Source organism: Streptomyces sp. M2CJ-2 (assembly GCF_016757295.1).
Classification (GTDB): Bacteria; Actinomycetota; Actinomycetes; order Streptomycetales; family Streptomycetaceae; genus Streptomyces.
Map to the genome: position 1 here is coordinate 78,661 of NZ_JAESIF010000005.1, position 22,848 is coordinate 101,508.

A 22,848-nucleotide genomic window follows, 5' to 3' on the forward strand; every position below is an offset into this window, starting at 1 on the left:
GGTCCCGTGGGTCTCGTCGAACGGTACGGCTTTGACGGGGGCCGGGCTCGCGGTTCCCCGCGCCCCCTGCTGAGGCACCCCGGGGCGGAAGCGCACTCCGCGCCCCTCGAGGGGCACACCGGCAGGGAGCCCCCCGGTGCGGCGGGGTGCCCTGCCGGTGCGTGCCTCAGCCGGCCGCCGCTATGGATCCCGTCGTGCGCGCCGCCTTCTGCAGTTCCAGGTCGCGGCGGCGGCGCCGGGCCAGGACCACCCGGCGCTCGGCGGCGGTCAGACCGCCCCAGACGCCGTAGGGCTCGGGCTGGAGCAGGGCGTGCTCCCGGCACTCGACCATCACCGGACAACGGCCACAGACCCGCTTGGCGGCCTCCTCCCGGGAGAGCCGGGCGGCCGTGGGTTCCTTCGAGGGGGCGAAGAACAGTCCTGCCTCGTCACGCCGGCACACCGCCTCGGTGTGCCAGGGCGCGTCCTGGCCCCTGTCTCGCGTCGGCACCCGCTGGGTCGGAACGGCAGCTACCTGCAGGGACGAATGCGGCGGTTGCGGCACGGGTCTACTCCTGACGACGGCTTCGCGAGCGAGAGACGATGCAGCAAGGCCTACCCGCTGTGCGCACGCCTATGCACTGAGTTCCGAACCGCCTCTCCCGGCACCGGGATTCGGCACGGACCGCCTCCGCGCCCCGCGGACGCCGCGCCTCCGTCCACCCCGCCGTACGGGCGACCGGAGCGTCAGGACGTCAGCGGTCCGGACCCTTGCGCTTGTCCACCGAGCGCTGCACCCGGTCGAGGATGTCCGCCACCAGCTTGCCCCGCTTGGGTTGCGCCTCGACATTGCCCAGCACCGCCCAGCCGTCCACGTAGACCACCGGGGCCTCGGGGTCCTCCGCGTCCAGCGAGGCGATCTCGAAGTTGCCGAGCACGCCACCGCCCATGCCGCGCAGCGACACGTTCTGCGGGACGCGGATCTCGACGTTGCCGAAGACCGAGAAGGTCTTGATCACGACCTGCTGGTGGTCGAAGAGCGCCTCGCTGAGGTCTATCTCGACGTTGCCGAAGATCGCGTACACGTGGATGCGGCGACCGGCCCGCCAGCGGCCCTTGCGGGTGGCGGAACTGAAGATCGCCACCACGTTCTCGTCGGGGTCCACCGGGATGGCGCCGGCGGTGGGGCGGCTCGGCGCCGAGGCGTGGACCGCGCGCCCCTGATGGGCGGCCGGCAGGTCCCGGACGAACACCTCGAGCTCTCCGGCCGTCTTGGCGGCCAGCACGCCCTCGATACGCTCCGCGTGCTCGTCGGCGGTCAGCCGGCCCTCCGCGAGGGCCTCGCGCAGGAGGTCGACGATGCGGTCACGGTCCGCGTCCGAGACGCGCAGGTCGGCGGCCGGCGCGGCGCCGCCCCGGGGCTGGGCGTGCTTCTGAAGGTCCACGACAGCAGCGTACCCAAACGCGATAGATCGCGACCAGCCCCTGTCGCGAACTGCTCGTGAACGAGTCCGGAACCCGTCGGAAACCCGCCCCGCGACCCCGCGACCCCTGTGAGAACCCGTCCGCGAACCCGCCGGGACCTTCGGAAACCACTGAGGACAACCTCACAGGCCCACCCGCGGCGGCAGGCCATACGCTGGTGAGCGCCCGCCGACGGAGGCGGGCGGCCGTCTGTCGAGTGAGGAATGGGCGAGATGCCTGAGTTCGAGTACGCCGATCTGCTCCCCATGGGAGAGGACACCACCCCCTACCGGCTGGTGACCTCCGAAGGTGTCTCCACCTTCGAGGCCGACGGACGGACCTTCCTCAAGGTGGAGCCCGAGGCGCTGCGCAAGCTCGCCGAAGAGGCCGTCCGCGACATCCAGCACTACCTGCGCCCCGCGCACCTCACCCAGCTGCGCCGCATCATCGACGACCCCGAGGCCTCGTCCAACGACAAGTTCGTCGCCCTGGACCTGCTGAAGAACGCCAACATCGCGGCGGCCGGCGTGCTCCCCATGTGCCAGGACACCGGCACCGCGATCGTCATGGGCAAGCGCGGCCAGAACGTCCTCACCGAGGGCGGCGACGAGGAGGCCCTGTCCCGGGGCATCTACGACGCCTACCAGAAGCTCAACCTGCGCTACTCCCAGATGGCGCCGCTGACCATGTGGGAGGAGAAGAACACCGGCTCCAACCTTCCCGCCCAGATCGAGCTCTACGCCACCGACGGCGACGCCTACAAGTTCCTGTTCATGGCCAAGGGCGGCGGCTCGGCCAACAAGAGCTTCCTCTACCAGGAGACCAAGGCCGTCCTGAACGAGGCCTCCATGATGAAGTTCCTGGAGGAGAAGATCCGTTCGCTCGGCACGGCCGCCTGCCCGCCGTACCACCTGGCGATCGTCGTCGGCGGCACGTCCGCCGAGTACGCGCTGAAGACCGCGAAGTACGCCTCCGCGCACTACCTCGACGAGATCCCCACCGAGGGCTCCCCGCTGGGCCACGGCTTCCGGGACAAGGAGCTGGAGGAGAAGGTCTTCGAGCTGACGCAGAAGATCGGCATCGGCGCGCAGTTCGGCGGCAAGTACTTCTGCCACGACGTCCGCGTGGTCCGCCTGCCGCGGCACGGCGCGTCCTGCCCGGTCGCCATCGCCGTCTCCTGCTCCGCCGACCGCCAGGCCGTCGCGAAGATCACCGCCGAGGGCGTCTTCCTGGAGCAGCTGGAGAAGGACCCCGCGCGGTTCCTGCCCGAGACCACGGACGAGCAGCTGGAGTCGGACGCAAGCAACTCGGACGTCGTCGAGGTCGACCTGAACCAGCCGATGGACGCCATCCTGGCGGAGCTCACCAAGTACCCGGTCAAGACCCGGCTCTCGCTCACCGGCCCGCTGGTGGTGGCCCGCGACATCGCGCACGCCAAGATCAAGGAGCGGCTGGACGCGGGCGAGGGGATGCCGCAGTACCTCAAGGACCACCCGGTGTACTACGCCGGTCCGGCCAAGACACCCGAGGGCTACGCGTCCGGCTCCTTCGGCCCGACGACGGCCGGCCGCATGGACTCCTACGTCGAGCAGTTCCAGGCGGCCGGCGGCTCCAAGGTGATGCTGGCCAAGGGCAACCGCAGCAAGCAGGTCACCGACGCGTGCGCGGCGCACGGCGGCTTCTACCTCGGCTCGATCGGCGGCCCGGCCGCCCGGCTCGCCCAGGACTGCATCAAGAAGGTCGAGGTCCTGGAGTACGAGGAGCTCGGCATGGAGGCGGTCTGGAAGATCGAGGTCGAGGACTTCCCGGCGTTCGTGGTCGTCGACGACAAGGGCAACGACTTCTTCCAGGACCCGGCGCCGGCCCCGACCTTCACGACGATCCCGGTGCGGGGGCCCGGGCTGGCGTAGTGCCCCGGGGGCGGCGGTCGAGCGCTTCGGCTCCCGCCGCCCCTTCCCGTCTCCGGGGCCGCGCCCCGGTCCCTCTCCGGCCCCCGAGCGGGTCCCGCCCCCGAACGCCGGACGGGCCGGGGGGCGGCCCGTCGCCCGCAGTTCACCCTCGACCGGCCGGGACGGCTCGACACCGACCGAGCCTTCACGGCGGACCCCGGCCCCGGAAGTGCCCGTGAGGGCTGCCGCGGGGTTCCGCATGCCCGGATAGCGGGCGCCGTGTTCCTTTTTTGGACAACCTGCCCGCGCGGGCCCCCTTTCCGTTGACTCCGTCAACCTCCGCTGTGAGCCTTCTCGCCAATCTGACATGCCCATGCAATGTCGGACTCCGTGTGGCCGCCCCACGGCCACCTCCCGAAGGAGACAGTGTGAGACGACGATTCGCCGTGGCGAGCTTCTCCCTCGCCGTCGTGCTCGGCTGCGGAACACTCCCCGCCGCGGCCGCCGCTCCCGCGGACACGAGCCCCGCCGCCCCCGCCGTGGACGCGCTCGCCGCGCCCGACGTCGACGTGACGAAGGTGCAGGCCCACCTGAGCGAGCTCAGCGCCATCGCCGGCCGCAACGGCGGCAACCGCCGCTCCACCACCCAGGGGTACCGCGACTCCGTCGCCTACGTGAAGGGCAGACTGCAGGCGGCCGGTTACACCGTCACCGAGCAGCCCTGCACCTCCGGCTGCACCAGCGGAGCGGGGCCCAACCTGATCGCCGAGTGGCCGCGGGGCGACGCGAACAACGTCTACCTGTTCGGCGCCCACCTCGACGGCGTCTCGGCGGGCCCCGGCATGAACGACAACGGTTCCGGCTCGGCCGCACTCCTGGAGAACGCCCTGACCCTGGCCCAGCAGAACCCGACCATGCGCAACCGGGTCCGCTTCGCCTGGTGGACCGACGAGGAGCAGGGCCTCAACGGCTCGAAGTTCTACGTCCGTTCGCTGTCCTCCACCCAGCGCTCCCAGATCCGGGCGTACTACAACTTCGACATGGTCGCCTCGACCAACGGCGGCTACTTCATCAACCACATCACCTCGTCGGCCGCCGCGCCGATGAAGGCGTACTGGGACTCGCTGGGCCTGCGGCCCGAGGAGAACACCGAGGGCGCGGGGCGCAGCGACGACTACCCCTTCGAGCAGGCCGGCATCCCCACCTCCGGCTACGCGATGGGCGCCAGTGCCCGCAAGACGTCCGCACAGGCCGCCAAATGGGGCGGCACGGCCGGTTCCGCCTACGACCCCTGCTACCACCGGTCCTGCGACACCCTCACCAACATCAACACCACCGGCCTGAACCGCGCGGCCGACGGCATCGCCCACACCCTCTGGCAGCAGGCCGTCTCCTGACGCCGGCCCCCACGCGGTACTCCGCCCCGCCGCCCCCTCGCGGCGGGGCGGAGTCCGTTCCGGGTACCCACGCGCGATGCTGGCAAGGGGCCGGCGGGAATACCCCCGGCCCGCACCACTGCTGTGACCTTCGGAGGTACGACGATGACGACCACGGACGACGACCGGCGCTACCGCATCGAGCACGACTCCATGGGGGAGGTGAAGGTACCGGCCGACGCCAAGTGGCGGGCGCAGACGCAGCGGGCCGTGGAGAACTTCCCCGTCTCCGGGCAGCGCATCGAACGCGCCCACATCGAGGCCCTCGCCCGGATCAAGGGCGCCGCCGCGAAGGTGAACGCGGACCTCGGGGTGCTGGACGAGGACATCGCCGAGGCGATCGGCGCGGCGGCCGGGGAGGTCGCCGAGGGCACCTGGGACGAGCACTTCCCGGTCGACGTGTTCCAGACGGGCTCGGGCACCTCGTCCAACATGAACACCAACGAGGTCATCGCCACCCTGGCGACCGAGCGGCTCGGGCGGGCCGTGCACCCCAACGACCACGTCAACGCCTCCCAGTCGTCCAACGACGTCTTCCCGTCCTCGATCCACATCGCCGCCACCGCCGCCGTCGTCCGGGACCTCGTGCCGGCCCTGGAGCACCTCGCGGCCTCGCTGGAGCGCAAGGCCGAGGAGTTCGCCGACGTGGTGAAGTCCGGGCGGACGCACCTCATGGACGCCACGCCCGTGACCCTGGGTCAGGAGTTCGGCGGGTACGCCGCCCAGGTGCGGTACGGGGTGGAGCGGCTGCACGCCTCCCTGCCCCGGCTGGCCGAACTGCCCCTGGGCGGGACCGCCGTCGGCACCGGCATCAACACCCCGCCCGGCTTCTCGGCCGCCGTCATCGAGGAGGTCGCCCGGGCCACCGGGCTGCCGCTGACCGAGGCCCGCGACCACTTCGAGGCGCAGGGCGCCCGGGACGGGATCGTGGAGACCAGCGGTCAGCTGCGCACGATCGCCGTCGGGCTGACGAAGATCACCAACGATCTGCGCTGGATGGCCTCCGGTCCTCGCACCGGCCTCGCCGAGATCACCCTGCCCGACCTGCAGCCCGGCTCCTCGATCATGCCCGGCAAGGTCAACCCGGTCGTCCCGGAGGCCGTCCTCATGGTCTGCGCGCAGGTCATGGGCAACGACGCGGCGGTCGCCACCGCGGGCGCCTCCGGCAACTTCGAACTCAACGTGATGCTGCCGGTCATCGCGAAGAACACCCTGGAGTCGATCCGACTGCTCGCCAACGCCTCCCGGCTGCTCGCGGACCGTACCGTCGACGGGATCGTCGCCGACCGCGAGCGGGCCCGCGAGTACGCCGAGTCCTCCCCCTCCGTGGTCACCCCGCTCAACAGGTACATCGGCTACGAGGAAGCCGCGAAGGTCGCCAAGAAGGCGCTGGCGGAGCGGAGGACCATCCGCCAGGTGGTCCTGGAGAGCGGGTACGTCGAGCGCGGCGACCTCACCCTGGAGCAGCTCGACGAGGCCCTGGACGTCCTGCGGATGACCCGCCCCTGAACCCGTGCGGCTCGGACGTGTGTCCCCGTCATGTCCCTGCTCTGCCGCATGGGTGAACCGTGACGGGGCCGCAGCACCGGGTGCCGTGGGCACCTAATATCTGCCCTTGACATCTCTCCCGGCCGGAGCAGGGAGATTCAGCCCTCGCGGGTTGAGCTTTCTGCTTCATCGACAGCAGCCGACCCGAACAAACGGCAGGGGCTGGTGTACCAGCCATCGGACTTACGCCAGCTCCACAGACCTGACATCCCGCCGGCCCGGCGGTAGACCCGACTGACTTGGTTCTCGCCAACCGGGCGAAGCCGACCCTACCACCCAATTCACCCAACTCCCGCTGCACGGCGGGGGTATCCACGGAGGGACCTGATGACAGAGGGCGGAGCGGCAGGACGCGGGAAAGCGGGCGGCCCACGGCACGGGGACGGGGCGGCGGACGCCGCGGCGAGCACCCTGAAGGGCTTCGGCGGTCCCGGGGGCCACTGGGCGCCCGGGACGCAGGTGCTGTGGCGTTACCGGGAGAACGGCGGCGCGCACATTCACATCGCGCGCCCCGTCACGGTCGTACGCGACGATCCCGAACTGCTCGCCGTGTGGATGGCGCCCGGCACCGAGTGTGTGAAGCCGGCACTCGCCGACGGAACGCCCGTGCACCAGGAACCGCTCCCCACCCGGTACACCAAGCCCCGTACGGTGCGGCACGACCGCTGGTCCGGGACCGGTGTGCTGAAGCTGGCCCGGCCCGGCGACCCCTGGTCGGTGTGGCTGTTCTGGGATGCGGGCTGGCGGTTCAAGAACTGGTACGTGAACCTGGAGGAGCCGCTGACCCGCTGGGCGTGCGGGGTGGACTCCGAGGACCACTTCCTGGACATCTCCGTGCACCCCGACCGCAGTTGGCACTGGCGGGACGAGGACGAGTTCGCACAGGCCCAGCGGGACGGGCTCGTGGACGCCGCCCTGGCCCAAAGGGTGCGCAAGGCCGGCCGGGACGCGGTGGGCGTGATCGCCCGGTGGGGTGCGCCGTTCTCGGACGGCTGGCAGAACTGGCGCCCGGACCCGGCCTGGACGGTACCGTCACTGCCGCCGGACTGGGACCGCACTCCCGTGCATCTGTCCTCATGAGACTCTTGATGCACCCCGGGGCAAGAAACGTAGGATCGTCCTCCGCAAGGCACGAAGCGGTAGCAACTTCCGTAACGCGCGCTGGGCTTGACCGGACGTCACCGAGGGGCGGCAGGACGTGAGCAAGGGGTACGGCACCACCGGTGCGGGCCGAGGACGGTCGGCAGGCGACACAGGAACAACCTCTGACCACGCGGGAATTCCGTTCCGGGGACACATGATCCGGGTATCGGAGTTCCGGCGGGACGTACCGCGCGCACGGCGTACGCCCCTGCCCCCACACTCACGGGGCGGGCGGGAACACGAGTACTGCAAGTACCACGGGCACCACGGGTACTGCGAGTGCTACGAGTACGGCAAGGACAGGGACATGGCCCCGGACGGATGGACTCGACACGCGTGACGGAGCAGCCGACCTCCTACGAGCGCCCGGAACCGGGCGTCACCCCCGCGGATGCCCGCGGGGCGCTCCTGCCCGCCTCGACACCGGCTCACGGGCCGGGCGTGACATCGTCGTCGGCACCGCCCTCCGCATCGTCGTCGGCGTCGGCGGCGGGCCCGGCGGGCGGACCTGGCGCCGAGCACACCCAGCCGGGCGCCGGGCAGGACGCCGAACCGGACGCGCACCGGCCCCGGCCCGCGCCCGAGGGCATCCCGCTCCAGCCGGCCGGAGAGCCCGGGGCACAGAGCCACAAGCCCGACGCGCCGGACGGCCCGGCATCGGACGGCCCGGCCCGGAACCTCCCGTCGCAGGACCGCTCCGCGCGGCTTCCCGACGGCCTGGAGCGCCGCACCGGGCAGGTGACGGCGCCCGGGCGGCCCACTCCGATGCGACGGGACGGGGACCGGCTGAGGTTCGTCGGCGCCGCGACCCGGCGGATCGCCCGCGGTATCGATCTCGAAGAGATCGTCATGGGGCTGTGCCGGGCCACCGTGCCCACCTTCGCCGACACGATCCTGGTCTACCTGCGCGAGCCGCTGCCGGTCGGCGACGAGCGGCCCACCGGTCCGCTGGTGCTGCGGCTGCGTCGCAGCGACCGGATCCCGGCCGCCCGCGACACCGAGAACGGGTTCGTGCCGGCCCTCCCACCCGAGCCGTCCGCACTGGACTCGGTCGGCGCGGAGCGGTGCACGGTGCGGCCCGGCAGCGCGCTCGCCGAAGTGCTGCGTGGCGTACGGCCGGTGTTCACGGACGCGCCCGCCGCCCGGGCCGCGCTGCCCGAACTCCTCGGAGAGGAGGGCGGGTCGGCCGTGCCCGACGGGCAGCGGGCGATCCTCGCGCCGCTGCGCGGCCGGCGCCGGGTCATCGGCGCGGCCCTGTTCCTGCGCGGCCCCGAGCGCACCGCCTTCGAGGCCGACGACCTGCTGGTCGCCGCCCAACTCGCCACGCACAGCGCCCTCGGCATCGACAAGGCGGTGCTGTACGGGCGGGAGGCGTACATCGCCGACGAGCTGCAGCGCACCATGCTGCCGGAGAACCTGCCGCGCTGCACCGGTGTGCGGCTGGCCTCCCGTTATCTGCCGGCCGCGGAGACCGCGCGGGTGGGCGGTGACTGGTACGACGCCATCCCGCTGCCCGGCAGCAGGGTCGCGCTGGTGGTCGGCGACGTCATGGGGCACTCCATGACCTCCGCCGCGATCATGGGCCAACTGCGCACCACCGCCCAGACCCTGGCCGGGCTCGACCTGCCCCCGCAGGAGGTGCTGCACCACCTGGACGAGCAGGCGCAGCGGCTCGGCGCGGACCGCATGGCCACCTGTCTGTACGCGGTGTACGACCCGGTCGCGCACCGCATCACCATCGCCAACGCCGGTCATCCGCCGCCCATTCTGCTGCCCCTGGGCGGCCGGGCCGAGGTGCTGCGGGTGCCCGCGGGCGCCCCGATCGGGGTCGGCGGCGTGGACTTCGAGGCCGTGGAGCTGGAGGCGCCCGCCGGGGCGACGTTGCTGCTCTACACCGACGGGCTGGTCGAGTCCCGGCTGCGGGACGTGTGGACCGGCATCGACCAGTTGCGCGACAAGCTCGCCGCGACCGCGCAGTTGACCGGCCCGGATCATCCGCCGCCGCTGGAGGCGCTGTGCGACGAGGTGCTCGACATGCTCGGTCCGGGCGACCGGGACGACGACATCGCGCTGCTCGCCGCCCGCTTCGACGGGATCGCGCCGAGCGATGTGGCGTACTGGTTCCTGGAGCCGGAGGACGCTGCTCCCGGCCGGGCCCGCCGGCTGGCCCGCAAGGCGCTGTCCCGGTGGGGCCTGGAGGAGCTGACCGATTCGGTGGAGCTGCTGGTCAGCGAGGTGGTGACCAACGCGGTGCGGTACGCCTCCCGGCCGGTCACGCTGCGGCTGCTGCGCACCGACGTACTGCGCTGCGAGGTCGGTGACGACGTGCCGCAGCTGCCCCGGCTCCGGCAGGCGCGCGCCACGGACGAGGGCGGACGCGGCCTGTACCTGGTGAACCGGCTGGCCCGGCGCTGGGGCGCGACCCGGCTGAGCACGGGCAAGGTGGTGTGGTTCGAGCTGAACCACGGCAACTGAGCACAGCGGCTGAAGCACGGCGGCCGTACGGCCCGAAGAGGGGTGGGGCGCCCGGTGTCGTCACCGGGCGCCCCACCCCTCTTCGTCGCCCCGCCTACTCCTCCGCGCGGTCCGTCGGCTTGTCCGGGTCCTCCGGGACCTCGATCGTCGGCGGGGTGAAGGGCGGAGACGTCGGCGGCGTGGTTGTCGCCTCCTCGGTCGGGGGTTCGGTGGTGGGCGCCTCGGTCGTCGGCTCCTCGGTCGGGGGTTCGGTGGTGGGCGCCTCGGTCGTCGGCTCCTCGGTCGGCGAGTCCGACGGCGTCGGGGTGGAGGACGACGGCGACGGGGGCGGCTTGACGGCCGCGCCCTGGCTGGTCTCCAGGTCGAACCTGCTGGTCTTCTCCATCACGCCGAAGGTGTACGCGGACCAGATCTGCGCCGGGAAACCACCGCCGTTGACCCGGTCCTGGCCGCCCGCGCCGTACATCTCGACCTGCGGGTGCGGGGGCTTGTCGTCCTCGCCGAACAGACCGACCGCGGTGACCAGGTCGGGGGTGTAGCCGGCGAACCACGCCGACTTGTTGTTGTCGGAGGTGCCGGTCTTGCCGGCGACCTGCTGGCCGCCGCGCAGCGGATGGTCCCGGACGGCCGCGCGGGCCGTGCCGTCGTCGACCACGCCGGTCAGGACCGAGGTCACGGTGTCGGCGGCCTCGCGGCTGATGACCTGCTCGCCGACCGCGTCCGGGGCGGTGACGGTGCGGTCGAGGTGCTCCGCCGACTTGAGGATCGTCGGGGTGGTCTTCTTGCCGTGGTTGTCGAGGGTGGCGTAGACGCCGGCCATGTCCAGCGGGCTCGCGCCCATCGAGCCCAGGGTCTGGGCGGGCACCGCCTCCAGCTTCTCGACGTCCATGCCGAGCTTGCCGGCGGTCTCCATCACCTTCTCCATCCCGACGTCGACGCCCATCTGCGCGAAGACGGAGTTGACGGACTTGTTCATGCCCGTCTGGACGGTGATGTCTCCGTAGTCGACGTCGCCCTGGTTCTCCGGGGTGAACCCGACCTTCCTGCCGTTCTCCTCGACGGGGCGCTTGCTGGTGCCGTCGTAGACGGTGTTGGCCGTGATCGGCTCGCCGTCCTGGGTCTCGGCCTGCTCCTCGATCGCGGCGGCGAGGATCACCGGCTTGAAGGTGGAGGCGGGCTGGTAGTCGGGGCGGGTGGCGTTGTTCATGTAGTGCTTGAGGTAGTCCACGCCGCCGTACATCGCCACGACCGCGCCCGTCTTCGCGTCCACGGACACGGCTCCGGCCTGGACGTCGGCGTCGACCTTGCGTTCCTTCGGGTCCAGCTTGTCGGTCAGCTGGGTCTTGACCGCCTTCTCCAGCGCCGCCTGCTTCTTCTGGTCGATGTTGAGCGTGATGGTCCAGCCGCCGAGGTCCACCAGGGCGTCGGCCTGCTTGGCGTCCTCGACGGCGCCCTCGGCGACCAGCTGCCTCTTCAGGGCGCTGTTGGCCGCGTTCACCAGGTAGCCGGTCTGGCCCGCCATGCCCGGGTTGCCCTTGGGGTCCTCCGGCACCGGGAACTCCATGCCGGACCGCTCGGAGCCGTCCAGCCAGCCCTCCTCAACCATGTTGTCCAGCACGTAGTTCCAGCGGTTCTTGACCAGCTTCTTGCCGGTCTCCGAGGCGACCGCCCAGTCGTACTGGCTCGGTGCCTGGAGGAGCGCGGCGAGGTAGGCGCCCTGCTCGACCTCGAGGTCCTCGCTGTCGACGCCGTAGTAGGCCTGCGCGGCAGCCTGGACACCGTAGGCTCCGCGGCCGTAGTAGCTGGTGTTCATGTAGCCGGCGAGGATGTAGTCCTTGGACTTCTCCTGGTCCAGCTTCAGGGAGATGACGAGTTCCTTGAGCTTGCGGGAGACCGTCTGGTCCTGGGTCAGGTAGTAGTTCTTCACGTACTGCTGGGTGATCGTCGAACCGCCCTGCGCGCCCTTGCCGGAGACGGTGTTGAGCAGGCCGCGCGCGGTGCCCTTGAGGTCGACGCCGGCGTCCTTGTAGAACGTCTTGTTCTCGGCGGCGACGAAGGCCCGCTGGACCTCCTTGGGAACCTGCGCCAGCTCGACGACCTCACGGTTGACCTTGCCGTCGCGGGCCATGATCGAGCCGTCGCTGTACTTGTAGACGTTGCTCTGCTCCTGGGCGTCGGCGTTCCCCTCGGGGATGTCGATCACCATGTACAGCACGATGAAGGCGCCCATGCCGAGCAGGCAGAACCCGAAGAACGTGCCGAGGATCTTCTTCCAGGTGAACAGGCGGCGTATCCGGCCCTGCCCCCGCCCGTCCGGCGAACGGCCCCCGGATGCCGCACGGTGCCCCCCGCGCTGTCGTGCGCGTCGTTCTTCCGCTCGTCCCATGGGTCCGCTCTGCTCCGCTTCGTTCATGTGTGCGCGACTGCCACACGGGTTCGCCACTCGGGTCGACTCCGCAAGCTAACACCGAGAGGTATGACAAACGGCTGCCGATCAGGTCTTTACGGACGTGACAATCAGCACCCGCCCCACTGGAACCGACGTGCGAAGGGTGGTCAAGGTTGCCGTAACCCGCTAAAGTGATATCACTTAGATAGGCAGGCGCTAGCGGCACGAGCACCGTGCGGCGGGCGCCCCGAAAGGCGGGGGATCACCCATGTCCACACATGACGCGCAGGTCACGGCCGTGGTGCCGGAGATGCCCGCACCGCGCGTACGGGAGAAGGCTGCGCACAGCATCGGCGGCGGGCTGGCCCTGGTCCTCGGACTGGCCGGGCTGCTGCTCGGCGTCGGACTGGCCATCAGCTCCGCGGCGGTCACCGGGGGCGGGCTGAAGGCCCTGCTGATCATCAGCGGCATCCTGATCGCGATAGCCGCGTTCCTCGCGATGTGCGGGCTGAACATGGTGGCGCCGGGCGAGGCCCGCGTGGTCCAGCTCTTCGGGCGGTACCGGGGCACGATCCGGCAGGACGGCCTGCGCTGGGTGAACCCCTTCACCTCGCGCACCAAGATCTCGACCCGGGTACGCAACCACGAGACCGCCGTCCTCAAGGTGAACGACGCCTACGGCAACCCCATCGAGCTCGCCTCGGTCGTGGTGTGGCGGGTGGAGGACACCGCGCAGGCCACCTTCGAGGTGGACGACTACGTCGAGTTCGTCTCCACCCAGACCGAGGCCGCCGTCCGGCACATCGCCATCGAGTACCCCTACGACGCCCACGAGGAGGGCGGCCTCTCACTGCGCGGCAACGCCGAGGAGATCACCGAGAAGCTCGCGGTCGAGCTGCGCGCCCGGGTGGAGGCGGCCGGCGTCGAGATCATCGAGTCCCGCTTCACCCACCTCGCCTACGCGCCCGAGATCGCCTCGGCGATGCTCCAGCGGCAGCAGGCGGGCGCGGTCGTGGCGGCCCGGCAGCTGATCGTGGAGGGCGCCGTGGGCATGGTCGAGACGGCCTTGGCCCGGATCACCGAGCACGACATCGTGGAACTGGACCCCGAGCGCAAGGCCGCGATGGTGTCCAGCCTGATGGTGGTGCTCTGCGGCGACCGCGCCGCGCAGCCGGTCCTCAACACGGGGTCCCTCTACCAGTGACCGCCCCCTCCGACCCCTCCGAGGGCAAGGCCCCTCGGCGCAGGCCGCAGCAGCGCAAGCAGGTGCTGCTGCGGCTGGACCCGCTGGTGTACGAGGCGCTGGCGCGGTGGGCCAACGACGAGCTGCGCTCGGCCAACGCGCAGATCGAGTTCCTGCTGCGCCGCGCCCTCGCGGAGGCGGGCCGCCTCCCCGGCGAGGCGGGCCCCCTCCCCCGCCGAGGCCGCCCACCGGCCCGGCCGCCCGGCGCGCAACCGCCCGCCCAGCCCCCCGGCGACGCCCCGCCCGGACCCACGGCACCCCAGTGACAGAACCGTGACAATGGGCCCCCACCTGGGCCTCCACCCCCTCCCCCGCACCCTCCCCGGCGCTCTGCACACGCGGTGTATACATGGAGCGTATACACCGTGTGTAGAGTCCTCCGCATGTCCATCGGTCACACCCTTCTCGGGCTCCTGGAGTCCGGCCCCCGCCACGGTTACGACCTGAAGCGGACCTTCGACGCGACGTTCGGTCACGACCGGCCGCTGCACTACGGCCAGGTCTACTCGACGATGTCCCGCCTGCTGAAGAACGGGCTCGTCGAAGTCGACGGCATCGAGGCCGGCGACGGCCCCGAGCGCAAGCGGTACGCGATCACCGAGGCCGGCGTCACCGACGTCGCGCGCTGGCTCGCCACACCGGAGAAGCCGGAGCCGTACCTCCAGTCGACGCTCTACACCAAGGTGGTCCTCGCGCTGCTCACCAGCCGCGACGCCGCCGACATCCTCGACACGCAGCGTTCCGAGCATCTGCGCGGCATGCGCGTCCTCACCGAGCGCAAACGCCAGGGCGACCTGGCCGACCAGCTCATCTGCGACCACGCCCTTTTCCACCTGGAGGCCGATCTGCGCTGGCTGGAACTCACCGCGGCGCGCCTCGACAAGCTCCGTGAGGCGGTCACCCGATGACGATCCCCGCCGGATCCCTGCTCGCCGCCCGGGACCTGCGCAAGGCGTACGGCCCGACCACCGCGCTGGACGGCGCCGCGTTCTCCATCCACCCCGGCGAGGTCGTCGCCGTGATGGGTCCCTCCGGGTCGGGCAAGTCGACCCTGCTGCACTGCCTCGCCGGGATCGTCACCCCCGACTCCGGCTCCATCACGTACGACGGGCGCGAACTGACCGCGATGAACGACTCCGAGCGCAGCAGGCTCAGGCGCTCGGAGTTCGGCTTCGTCTTCCAGTTCGGTCAGCTCGTGCCGGAGCTGACCTGCGTGGAGAACGTCGCCCTGCCGATGCGGCTGAACGGCACGCCCCGCAAGGAGGCCGAGCGGGCCGCCCTGTCCTGGCTCGAGCGTCTCGAGGTGGACGACGTGCGCGGGAAGCGGCCCGGCGAGGTCTCCGGCGGTCAGGGCCAGCGGGTCGCCGTGGCCAGGTCGCTGGTCACCGGCCCGCGGGTGCTGTTCGCCGACGAACCGACCGGCGCGCTGGACTCGTTCAACGGCGAGCGCGTGATGGAACTGCTCACCGACGCCGCGCGGTCCACCAACGCCGCCGTCGTCCTCGTCACGCACGAGGCGCGGGTGGCCGCGTACTCCGACCGCGAGATCGTCGTGCGCGACGGGAAGTCCCGGGACATGGAGCACGCCGTATGAGCGGGACCCGGGAGACCGCCCCCGCCATACCCGCCCCCGCCGTCCGCTCCGAGTCCAAGCTCCGGGCCGTGGCCCGGGACCTGGGCATGGGCCTGCGGTTCGCCCTGGCCGGTGGGCGTGAGGGATGGGTCCGGGCCCTGCTCACCGGCGTCGGCGTGGGCCTCGGGGTGGCGCTGCTGCTGCTCACCGCCGCCGTCCCCGCCGCACTGGAGGAGCGGGACCGACGGGAGGAGGCGCGCCTCGACTGGCCCTTCAACAGCCAGATGGCCGAGTCCGGCTCAGACAACACCCTGCTCGTCGCACGTGTCGACACCCAGTTCCGGGACCGGGGGGTCCGCGGCCGGATGCTGGAGCCGGAGGGTCCGAAGGCGCCGCTGCCGCCGGGCCTGACGGAGTTCCCGGCAGCCGGTGACATGGTCGTCTCCCCCGCCCTGGAGGAGTTCCTCGCCTCGGACGACGCACGGCTGCTGCGCGAGCGGCTGCCGTACGACATCGTGGGGACCATCGGCGAGCAGGGACTCGTCGGTTCCCAGGAACTCGCCTACTACGCCGGCGGCACGGGCCTCGCGGACCGGATCGGCTCGGGCACGGTCCGCCTCACCGCGCTCGGCTCACCCGAGCAACTCACCCCCGAGGAACTCGACCCGGTACTCATGCTGCTGGTCCTGGTCGTCTTCGTGGTGCTGCTGACGCCGGTCGCCGTGTTCATCGCGACCGCCGTACGGTTCGGCGGCGAGCGGCGCGACCGCAGGCTGGCGGCGCTGCGGCTGGTCGGCTCCGACGCCGCGGCCACCCGGCGGATCGCGGCGGGCGAGGCGTTCGCCGGGTCACTGCTCGGGCTGGTCCTCGGCACGGTCTTCTTCCTGATCGGGCGTGAGGTCGCCGCCTCCTTCGAGGTGTTCGGCGTCAGCGTGTTCCCGAGTTATCTGAACCCCTCGCCGCTGCTGGCGCTGCTGGTCGCGGTGGCGGTTCCGGCCGCCGCGGTGCTGGTGACCCTGCTCGCGCTGCGCGGGGTCGTCATCGAACCGCTGGGCGTGGTGCGCACGGCACGGCCGGCCCGGCGCCGGCTGTGGTGGCGGCTGCTGCTGCCGCTGGCCGGGATCGTGATGCTCTACCCCATGGTCGGACAGGGCCGGGACGAGGGGGAGTTCAACCAGTACCTGGTCGTCGGCGGCGTCCTGCTGCTGCTCATCGGGGTCACCGCGCTGCTGCCGTGGGTCGTGGAGACGGTCGTCGCCCGGCTCGGCAAGGGCAGCGTCTCCTGGCAACTGGCGGTGCGTCGACTCCAGTTGAGCAGCGGCACGGCGGCCCGCACGGTCAACGGCATCGCGGTGGCGGTGGCCGGGGCGATCGCGCTGCAGATGCTGTTCGCCGGCGTCGAGGACGACTACACCAGGGCCACCGGGTACGACGTGTCACGGGCCCAGATGCAGGTGAACGTGCCGAAGGGCACGGAACTCGCCCCGGCAGCACAGAAATTGACGGAAACCAAAGGGGTACAACACGTCTACGCGCTGTCCGAGGGCTACTTCGGCAGCGCTCCCTGGCGAGAGGAACCGGAGCGCGGCACCGCCCTGACCGTCGCCGACTGTGCGAGCCTGCGCGTGGTGGCGGAGCTCCCCTCCTGCCGTGACGGCGACGTGTTCGCGCTCTCCGGCGCCGAGCACGACACCGACACCCCGGCGCTGAACAGGCCGGGTCGGAAGCTGTACCTGGAGGTGCCCGACCCCGCCGACCCCTCGAGCTACGGTGAGGACGTCGTCTGGACCGTCCCGGAGGGTGTGAAGCAGGCCCGGTCGATCCCGGACCCGACGGACAACGAACGCGGCGGCTTCCTGATGACCCCGGGCGCGGTGCCGGCCGAGGTGGCGGGCGCGGTCTCCGGCAAGCTCTACATCGCGGTCGACGACTCGGTGCCGTACGCCCGCGAGCACGTGCGCAACACGGCCGCCGCGATCGATCCGTTGTCCGAGCCGATGGCATGGCGCGAGAGCGAGAGCTCCACCCGCTACGAGTCCATCCGCACCGGCCTGTTCGTCGGCGCGGCCTGTGTCCTGCTGCTGATCGGGGCGAGCCTGCTGGTCTCCCAGCTGGAACAGCTGCGCGAACGCCGCAAGCTGCTGTCGGCGCTGGTCGCCTTCGGCACCCGGCGGCGCACGCTGAGCCTGTCGGTGCTGTGGCAGACGGCCGTCCCGATCGGCCTGGGGCTGCTGCTGGCCGCGGCGGTGGGCGTCGCGCTGGGCGCGGTCCTGCTGCGGATGGCCGGGACATCGGTACGGGTGGACTGGGCGAGCCTGTTCCGGATGACGGGCATCGGTGCGGGCGTCGTCCTGGCGGTGACCTTGCTGAGCCTGCCGCCCCTGCTGCGCATGATGCGCCCGGACGGCCTCCGCACGGAGTGACCCGACCCCGCCCCGCCCCGTGGTGCGGGGCGGGGCGGTGGTCAGGCGGCGTCCGGGACGATCCGTACCGGCAGGTCCGCCATCGCCTCCCGGAGGGCCGCCGCCAGTTCCTCGTACTCCGCGGCGCGGGCCGCGCCCGTGCGCATGGCGAGGGCGATACGGCGGGAGGGTGCCGGGTCGGTGAAGCACGCGGTGCGCAGGCGGCCGGCGCGGCTGGTCTCGACCTCGACGGCGGTGCGGGGCAGCAGGGTCACACCCAGGCCGCCCGCCACCAGTTGCACCAGCGTGGACAGCCCCGCCGCCGTCGTGGTCGCCGCGACTCCGGCGCGGCCCGCCTCGCGGCAGATGTCGAGGGCCTGGTCGCGCAGGCAGTGCCCCTCGTCGAGCAGCAGCAGGTTCAGCTCGCGCAGGACCGCACGGGGAAGCCGCACCCGGCCGCCGAGCGGATGGTCCGGCGGTGTGACGAGCACGAAGTCCTCGTCGAACAGCGGCATTTCGGTCACGCCCGGCGTCCCGTACGAGTGCCCCCGCCCGGACCCGCCCGCGGCCGGGGAAGCCGCCGCCGAAGACGCACTCGCCACCGGAGGGTCCTTCGCCGCCGGGGGCGACACGGCGAGGAGCAGCAGGTCCAGCCGGCCGGCGGCCAGCCCCTCCAGCAGACTCGCGGTCTGCTCCTCGTGCACCTGGAGGTCGAGGTGCGGATAGCGGGCGCGGACCTGCCGCAGGACGGTGGGCAGCAGATACGGCGCCACCGTCGGGATCACCCCGAGCCGGAACACCCCGGTGAACGGCGCCCGCAGCGCCTCCGCCTCCTCGATCAGTGCCCCGACGTCCTCCAGCACCGCCTTGGCCCGCACCGAGAGGCGCTCGCCGGCGGGCGAGAGCATCACCTTGCGCGTCGTACGCTCCACGAGGGTGACACCCAGTGTCTCCTCCAGTGCCGACACGGCTCCCGACAGGGCGGGCTGACTCATCCCGATGGCCGCGGCGGCGTCCCGGAAATGCAGATGCTCGGCCACCGCGGAGAACGCGCGCAGCTGCGCCAGACTGGGCTGCCGTCTGCGCCGATTACCCACGGTCACTCATAGGTCCCTCCGATCAACCTGACCGATTGTAGCTATTTCACTAATCAATGCACCCTGTGCCAACATCAATCATGTCCAACCCATGGGAAACCCCTGCAATCCGGGTGTTTCCTCGCTGCAAGGAGAGCCTGTGCTCACTGTCGGTGACAAGTTCCCCGAGTTCGAACTGACGGCCTGCGTCTCGCTGGAGAAGGGCAAGGAGTTCGACACGATCAACCACAAGACCTACGAGGGCAAGTGGAAGATCATCTTTGCGTGGCCCAAGGACTTCACCTTCGTGTGCCCGACCGAGATCGCCGCCTTCGGCAAGCTGAACGACGAGTTCGCCGACCGCGACGCCCAGATCCTCGGCTTCTCCGGTGACTCGGAGTTCGTCCACCACGCCTGGCGCAAGGACCACGACGACCTGCGCGACCTGCCGTTCCCGATGATGGCGGACTCCAAGCACGAGCTGATGCGCGACCTCGGCATCGAGGGCGAGGACGGTTTCGCCAAGCGCGCCGTGTTCATCGTGGACCAGAACAACGAGATCCAGTTCACCATGGTGACCGCCGGCTCCGTCGGCCGTAACCCCAAGGAGGTCCTGCGGGTCCTGGACGCCCTGCAGACCGACGAGCTCTGCCCGTGCAACTGGTCCAAGGGCGACGAGACCCTGGACCCGGTCGCGCTGCTGGCCGGGGAGTGACCTGACATGTCGCTCGACTCCCTGAAGTCCCGCCTCCCGGACTACGCCAAGGACCTGAAGCTCAACCTGGGCTCGGTCATCGGCAACTCCGGCCTTCCCGCCCAGCAGCTGTGGGGCACGGTGCTGTCGACCGCGATCGCCTCGCGCTCGGCCATCGTGCTGCGCGAGCTGGAGCCCGAGGCGAAGGCGAACCTGTCGCCCGAGGCGTACACGGCGGCGAAGGCCGCCGCCGCGGTGATGGCGATGAACAACGTCTTCTACCGCACCCGCCACCTGCTGTCGGACGACGAGTACGGCACGCTCCGCGCCGGCCTGCGGATGAACGTCATCGGCAACCCGGGCGTCGACAAGGTCGACTTCGAGTTCTGGTCGTTCGCGGTGTCCGCGATCAACGGCTGCGGACAGTGCCTCGACTCCCACGAGCAGGTCCTGCGCAAGGCCGGCGTCGAACGCGAGGTCATCCAGGAGGCGTTCAAGATCGCCGCGGTGGTCCAGGCCGTCGCCGCCACGCTGGACGCGGAGGCGGCTCTCTCGGAGTAACTCCGTAACTCCGCGGCCCCTCTCCTCATCCGCAGCGGGCCCGGTCACCACGACGGTGACCGGGCCCGCTGTCGCGTACCGGCCCCGTACCGCTCCCGCACTACCCCCGTGCGTCCTCCGGCGGAACCGGACCCGGCGGGGCCGGCGGCTCCGGAGGTGCCGGGGGCGCCTCCGGCATCTGCGGTACCGGCGGCCCCTGGTGGCTCATGGCCGCCGAAACCGCCGTGGCACCCCGGGGCCTGGGAGCGAGGCGTGCGGCCGGCTCCTGGGAGTACGCGCGCAGATAGCCCACGACGGTGTTCGTCACCGCGACCAGCGGTACGGCGACCACCGCACCGCCGATCCCGGCCACCATCCCGCCGGTCGCGACCGCCAGCACCACCGCGAGCGGGTGGACGCGCACCGCGCGGCCCAGGATGAACGGCTGGAGGATGTGGCCCTCGATCTGCTGCACCGCCAGGACCACCACCAGCGTCATGACCGCCGTGAACACGCCCTGGGTGACCAGCGCGACGACGACGGCCAGCGCCCCCGACACCACCGCACCGACGAGCGGGATGAAGGCGAACAGGAAGATGAAGACGGCGAGCGGCACCGCCATCGGCACGTCCAGGAAGTAGATGCCCAGGCCGATGAAGATCGCGTCGATCAGCGCCACTATCACCGTGCCGCGCACATACGCCGTCAGCGTCCGCCAGGCGGCCGGCCCCGCACCGGCGACACCCGGGCGGGCGGCGGCGGGCACCAGCTTCAGTGTCCACTCCCAGATGCGCTTGCCGTCGTAGAGCAGGAACAGCGTCGAGAAGACCGCGAGCAGGATACCGGTGAGCGCCTCGACGACGACGGTCACGCCCTCCAGGCCCGCCGAGGTGATCTGCTCGGTGTTGGCGCCGACCGCCTCACGCAGGTTCTTGGCGATCTCGTTGATCTGCTTGTCGGTGACGTGGAAGGGGCTGTTGAGCAGCCAGTTGCGCAGCTCGTCGATGCCGTCCTGGATCTGGTCGGAGAGGGTGTCGATGTTCTCCATGACCTGCCAGGTCACGAACCAGCCTATGAGGCCGATGACGACGAACCCGAACAGCGCGGTCAGCGCCGTGGCCGGGCCGCGCGGCAGCCCGAGCTGCCGCAGTCGGGCCACCGTCGGCTGCAGCAGCGCCGTGATCAGCAGCGCGGAGACGAAGGCCAGCACCACCAGTTGGACGGCGCCGATGACCCGCATGAGCACCCAGACCGTGCCCGCGAGCACCAGCAGGCGCCAGCCGGCCTCGGCAGCCACCCGTACGCCCCACGGCACGGCCTGGGCGGGGTCGGGACGGGAGGGAGCGACATGAGCCGGAGCGAAAGCGTGCCCGGAATCGGCTGCGGGGGTGTGGCCGCTCGGCAGCGCGGGGGCGGCGGCCGGCTCGGTCGTCTCGGCGTGCTCCGGAGTGTCCCGGCTCTCCCGTTCCATCTCGGCGCGGCGCTCTTCCAACCGCCTGCTCACTTCGGTCAGTCGGGTTCCGACCCGGCCGAGCCATCCTGGCACTCGTGACATGAACCGTCCCTTGCCCCCGTTTCGCACACCACTCCCCCTGGAGTCGTCGCTCCGACCGTACATGGCGAGAGCCCCACACCTTGAGGACGGTGTGGGGCTCTGCCGAGGTTGAGCGGGACCGCGGGACGGTGGGTCCGGCACGATCCGGAAGATCTCAGTACCAGTGGTTGGCCTGCCAGAACGACCAGGCGCCGCAGGGGCTGCCGTAGCGCTCGTTCATGTAGCCGAGGCCCCACTTGATCTGGGTGGCCGGGTTGGTCTGCCAGTCGGCGCCGGCCGAGGCCATCTTGGAGCCCGGCAGCGCCTGGACGAGACCGTAGGCACCGGAGGAGGGGTTCATGGCCTTGTAGTTCCAGGTGGACTCGCGCTGCACGATGTTGCTGAAGCACTGGAACTGGTCGCCCGGAATCATCTGCCGGGCCATCGCCTGGACCTGGGCGACGGTGTACGAGCTCTGGACCGCGAAGTCGGAGGCGGAGGCGGAGGCGGACGCCGTCTTGGTGCGGCTGGCGGCCTTCTCGGCCTCCGCGCGCTCCTTGGCCTCCTTCTCGGCCTGGGCTTCCTTGGCCGCCTGCTCGGCGGCTTCCTTCTTCTTGGCGATCGCGGTCTCGGCGGCGGCCTTGCGGGCTGCCTCCTCCGCGTCCTTCTTGGCACTCGTGTCCGCGGCGATGGCCATGGTTTCGGCCTGCTGCGTCAGGGATGCGGTCTGCACCTGGGCCTGCTGGCCCGCGGGGATGTCCGCGAGCAGCGTGGTGCCGGCTGCCGTCGCCTCGAGGTCGTCGTTGGGCTGCGCGGTACTGCCCGACGCAACACCGACGACGCTTCCGACAGCGGTGACCGCCGTGGCCGAAGCCACTGCGAATCCCCGGACCGAAATCCGGCTCACACGGTTTCCTTCCAGCATCGACCGCTTCGGTGACCCTCGCGGACGCAATCGTGCCCCTGGCACTGGCCTCCCCAACTCGGGTCACGGAAGGCACGGGCCCGGTGGGCAACTCCCGAACGGGAGCGCCGCGTGGTGCTCGGGCGGCATACGACGACGCTATGCAGTTGGCGCTGGTGCCTGTGGGGTGCCCTACCGCTGGGGGTGAGGCTGTGTCGCATGCGGGGCCTGACAGGAGTGAGACTCTGCCGTAATCCGGAGGCGCGAGGCAATTCCATCGCGCGTGTGAAAGCTCACATCTCGTTTGTCCCTGGAGATTCCCGGAAAGCCGCACGCGCGCCGACGCCGCCCGGCTAGGCTCCTCGCCTTTCCGGACGGCGTCAACTGCCGTACTGTCGAACCCTGTTCGGAGGCGGGACCAAAAGGACCCATCCGACCCACAGGGTCTTTTGAAGGACCCTCCCGTCCTATCGCCTCAATGAACCCGATAGACCGCGACGCACCTGATACAACCCGGACGGCCCATCAGGGTCGGATCAGGTGCATATCGGAGCGGAGG

The 22,848-nt window shown here is 71.1% G+C and carries 17 protein-coding genes and 1 pseudogene; 12 read left to right on the top strand and 6 right to left on the bottom strand.

Annotation, left to right across the window (positions count from 1 at the left end):
• Positions 1-166: 166 nt before the first annotated feature.
• A complete protein-coding gene (locus JL475_RS07060; protein ID WP_202276490.1) occupies positions 167-544 on the bottom strand; it encodes a WhiB family transcriptional regulator in 378 nt (125 codons plus the stop codon).
• A gap of 190 nt (positions 545-734) precedes the next feature.
• Positions 735-1,424 carry a DUF1707 domain-containing protein gene (locus JL475_RS07065; protein WP_202276492.1) on the bottom strand — a complete coding sequence of 230 codons (690 nt, stop codon included), beginning with the start codon at positions 1,422-1,424 and terminating at the stop codon, positions 735-737.
• A 243-nt stretch (positions 1,425-1,667) separates the two neighbouring features.
• Between JL475_RS07065 and JL475_RS07070 the strand changes: the two genes are divergently transcribed.
• The 5 genes and pseudogenes from JL475_RS07070 to JL475_RS07090 all read left to right on the top strand — a co-directional run bounded on the left by JL475_RS07070 (position 1,668) and on the right by JL475_RS07090 (position 9,934).
• Positions 1,668-3,353 (top strand): fumarate hydratase, encoded by a 1,686-nt coding sequence (locus tag JL475_RS07070; RefSeq protein ID WP_202276494.1) that lies wholly within the window; start codon positions 1,668-1,670, stop codon positions 3,351-3,353.
• Positions 3,354-3,760: 407 nt separating this feature from the next.
• Positions 3,761-4,723: pseudogene (locus JL475_RS07075) on the top strand (M28 family metallopeptidase); the annotation flags it as partial.
• Between the two features lie 150 nt (positions 4,724-4,873).
• A complete protein-coding gene (locus JL475_RS07080; RefSeq protein ID WP_202276498.1) occupies positions 4,874-6,277 on the top strand; it encodes an aspartate ammonia-lyase in 1,404 nt (467 codons plus the stop codon).
• Positions 6,278-6,643: 366 nt separating this feature from the next.
• Entirely contained in the window at positions 6,644-7,396 is a 753-nt protein-coding gene (locus JL475_RS07085) for a DUF402 domain-containing protein (RefSeq protein ID WP_202276500.1), read from the top strand.
• A gap of 384 nt (positions 7,397-7,780) precedes the next feature.
• Complete coding sequence (locus JL475_RS07090; protein WP_202276502.1) at positions 7,781-9,934, top strand: SpoIIE family protein phosphatase; 2,154 nt, start codon at positions 7,781-7,783, stop codon at positions 9,932-9,934.
• Positions 9,935-10,028: 94 nt separating this feature from the next.
• On the opposite strand, the gene JL475_RS07095 is transcribed toward JL475_RS07090, so the two are convergent.
• Positions 10,029-12,320 carry a transglycosylase domain-containing protein gene (locus JL475_RS07095; protein WP_202276504.1) on the bottom strand — a complete coding sequence of 764 codons (2,292 nt, stop codon included), beginning with the start codon at positions 12,318-12,320 and terminating at the stop codon, positions 10,029-10,031.
• A 271-nt stretch (positions 12,321-12,591) separates the two neighbouring features.
• On the opposite strand from JL475_RS07095, the gene JL475_RS07100 reads away from it, so the two are divergent.
• The 5 genes from JL475_RS07100 to JL475_RS07120 all read left to right on the top strand — a co-directional run bounded on the left by JL475_RS07100 (position 12,592) and on the right by JL475_RS07120 (position 17,562).
• Positions 12,592-13,527: an SPFH domain-containing protein gene (locus JL475_RS07100; protein WP_202276506.1), complete on the top strand. Its 936-nt coding sequence runs from the start codon at positions 12,592-12,594 to the stop codon at positions 13,525-13,527.
• The gene (locus JL475_RS07105) at positions 13,524-13,832 is read left to right on the top strand and encodes a hypothetical protein (RefSeq protein ID WP_202276508.1); all 309 of its coding nucleotides are present in this window, start codon (positions 13,524-13,526) and stop codon (positions 13,830-13,832) included. Before JL475_RS07100 ends, JL475_RS07105 begins: the two co-directional genes overlap by 4 nt.
• Positions 13,833-13,949: 117 nt before the next feature.
• The gene (locus JL475_RS07110) at positions 13,950-14,474 is read left to right on the top strand and encodes a PadR family transcriptional regulator (RefSeq protein WP_202276510.1); all 525 of its coding nucleotides are present in this window, start codon (positions 13,950-13,952) and stop codon (positions 14,472-14,474) included.
• A complete protein-coding gene (locus JL475_RS07115) occupies positions 14,471-15,160 on the top strand; it encodes an ABC transporter ATP-binding protein (RefSeq protein WP_202276512.1) in 690 nt (229 codons plus the stop codon). The genes JL475_RS07110 and JL475_RS07115 overlap by 4 nt, the downstream gene beginning before the upstream one ends.
• Positions 15,161-15,246: 86 nt before the next feature.
• Positions 15,247-17,562, top strand: a complete 2,316-nt coding sequence (locus JL475_RS07120) for an ABC transporter permease (RefSeq protein ID WP_202276670.1) — start codon at positions 15,247-15,249, stop codon at positions 17,560-17,562.
• A gap of 41 nt (positions 17,563-17,603) precedes the next feature.
• On the opposite strand, the gene JL475_RS07125 is transcribed toward JL475_RS07120, so the two are convergent.
• Complete coding sequence (locus tag JL475_RS07125) at positions 17,604-18,644, bottom strand: LysR substrate-binding domain-containing protein (protein WP_202276514.1); 1,041 nt, start codon at positions 18,642-18,644, stop codon at positions 17,604-17,606.
• A gap of 133 nt (positions 18,645-18,777) precedes the next feature.
• On the opposite strand from JL475_RS07125, the gene JL475_RS07130 reads away from it, so the two are divergent.
• Together JL475_RS07130 and JL475_RS07135 are read left to right on the top strand one after the other, a co-directional pair.
• Positions 18,778-19,332 (top strand): peroxiredoxin, encoded by a 555-nt coding sequence (locus tag JL475_RS07130; protein ID WP_109376779.1) that lies wholly within the window; start codon positions 18,778-18,780, stop codon positions 19,330-19,332.
• 6 nt (positions 19,333-19,338) lie between these two features.
• A complete protein-coding gene (locus JL475_RS07135) occupies positions 19,339-19,872 on the top strand; it encodes an alkyl hydroperoxide reductase (RefSeq protein ID WP_109376778.1) in 534 nt (177 codons plus the stop codon).
• A 100-nt stretch (positions 19,873-19,972) separates the two neighbouring features.
• Here the strand turns inward: JL475_RS07135 and JL475_RS07140 are convergent, their stop codons facing one another.
• Together JL475_RS07140 and JL475_RS07145 are read right to left on the bottom strand one after the other, a co-directional pair.
• Positions 19,973-21,406, bottom strand: coding sequence for an AI-2E family transporter (locus JL475_RS07140; RefSeq protein ID WP_202276516.1), 1,434 nt, complete (start codon positions 21,404-21,406; stop codon positions 19,973-19,975).
• A gap of 154 nt (positions 21,407-21,560) precedes the next feature.
• Positions 21,561-22,292, bottom strand: coding sequence for a transglycosylase SLT domain-containing protein (locus JL475_RS07145; protein ID WP_202276518.1), 732 nt, complete (start codon positions 22,290-22,292; stop codon positions 21,561-21,563).
• Positions 22,293-22,848: the final 556 nt, after the last annotated feature.